The following is a 1,822-nucleotide window of genomic DNA, read 5'->3' as shown; positions in this document are numbered from 1 at the left end:
GCCTTGGCGGCCTTAGCGGCGGCCTTCGCTTCCTTCTTGTACGCCCTCACTTTCTGCAACGAACCCGGGTCACGCACGTCGGCCACCGACATGTGCGTGCCCGCCTTGCCGTAGTCACCCGCAGCCGCGCGCCAGCCGGTCGACCAGCCCCACGCGGGCCCCCGGCCGGGGCGGGACGGGCTCCACCCAGACGCGGTCCGCGCCCTCCGCACCGCGGACGAGCAGCCCCACCCGGCGCCCGAGGTCCGGCTGTGCCGGCACGAGCGCGACCAGGCGTCGTACGCCGACGCGCGCGACGGTCCGGGAGCGCGGGAAGACGCTGCGGCTCAGCTCGCCGAGCAGGGAGAGCCGGCGGGCGAGCTGGAAGAAGTCGTCGGTTGGCGAGACCTCGAGCACGACCAGGACGAGGTCGGCGTCGCTGGGCGCGCCGAGCAGGGCCAGCAGGTGCGCCTGCGAGTCGAGACCGGTCAGGGGGTCGGCGCAGGAGAGCCGGTTGAGGTAGCCGAGGGTGGCGTCCGCCCAGGCGTCGACGAGTGCCTCGCACTCCTCGAACGTCGGCTCGCGCTGCGCGACCCGCCTGGTGGTCGACCGGAGCTCCCCCAGGGCCTCTCCGGCGGAGACCCCCCGTTCCGCCAGGTCGCGGCCCACCACCCGACAGTGTTCGACGACGGCCCAGGACCGGGTCGCGAGTGCCTCCCCTACCAACGCCCACTCGGGGTGGGCACCCCGACCGGACGTCGGCTCTGCACTGCGGCCGGCTGCGGAGGAGCCTGATGGGTTCATCGGTCTGCTCCGCTCCTCGGCCGTCGTCGTCGCTGCGGTTGCTGCTCGGTCCTTCGGGGAGGGAACGGCCCTCGGCGGGGGTCATGACGCGGAACGCCGGCGCTGTCGCCCACTGGTCCAGACCACACCGTGATCTTCCGGCGGTTGGGCCGTTGATCCTCTCGTGAGCGACACCGACGTCACTGGCGCGCCCTCAGCACCGGCGGCCGCGGACACCCGGTCCGACGCCGCGCTCATCGCCGCCGTCCGGGGTGGCGACGTCGAGGCCTACGGCCTGCTCTACGCCCGCCACGTGGACTCGGCACGCCGGCTGGCCCGCGCCCTGAGCACGGACGGGGAGGCCGACGACCTGGTCTCCGAGGCGTTCGCGAAGGTCCTGGTGGTCCTCCAGCGCGGGGACGGCCCGGACACGGCCCTGCGCCCCTACCTGCTGACGGCTCTCCGGCGCCTGCACGTCGACCGGGTCCGCTCCGTGGCCCGGACCCGACCGACCGATGACATCGCGGCGTACGACGCGGGCGAGGCGTTCCACGACACCGCGGTCGCCGGCTTCGAGAGCGGCGCGGCGGCCCGGGCGTTCGCCTCGCTCCCCGAGCGCTGGCAGCTGGTCCTGTGGCACCTGGAGGTCGAGGGCCAGAAGCCGGCCGAGGTCGCGCCCCTCCTGGGGATCAGCGCCAACTCGGTCTCGGCCCTCGGCTACCGCGCCCGCGAGGGACTGCGCCAGGCCTTCGTCTCGATGCACGCGCAGACCGCGGACGACGAGCGCTGCGCGACGACGAGGGCCCGGCTCGGCGCCTTCATCCGCAACGACGTCTCCCGGCGCGACAGCGCCGCGATCGAGGCCCACCTGCGCGACTGCCGGGAGTGCGCGGCGATCTACCTGGAGCTGGTCGAGGTCAACTCGGACCTGCGCGCCCTCATCGCCCCGCTGGTCCTCGGCGGTGCCGCGGCCGCCTACCTCGGCGGCAGCCTCGCAGGAGGCACCGGCGCCGCCGGTGTGCTGACCGGGGCCGGCGCGTTCCTCACTCGGGGCTGGGGC

The 1,822-nt window shown here is 74.8% G+C and carries 2 protein-coding genes; one reads left to right on the top strand and one right to left on the bottom strand.

Annotation, left to right across the window (positions count from 1 at the left end):
* Positions 1-114: 114 nt before the first annotated feature.
* Entirely contained in the window at positions 115-648 is a 534-nt protein-coding gene (locus JHD21_RS13665) for a hypothetical protein (protein ID WP_292676236.1), read from the bottom strand.
* A 298-nt stretch (positions 649-946) separates the two neighbouring features.
* Between JHD21_RS13665 and JHD21_RS13660 the strand changes: the two genes are divergently transcribed.
* Positions 947-1,822, top strand: an 876-nt coding sequence (locus JHD21_RS13660) for a sigma-70 family RNA polymerase sigma factor (protein ID WP_292676233.1), incomplete at its 3' end; no start/stop codon positions are given.

This window comes from Nocardioides sp. (assembly GCF_016462705.1).
Taxonomy (GTDB): domain Bacteria; phylum Actinomycetota; class Actinomycetes; order Propionibacteriales; family Nocardioidaceae; genus Nocardioides.
This window is presented reverse-complemented; position numbering and strand designations above follow the sequence as displayed.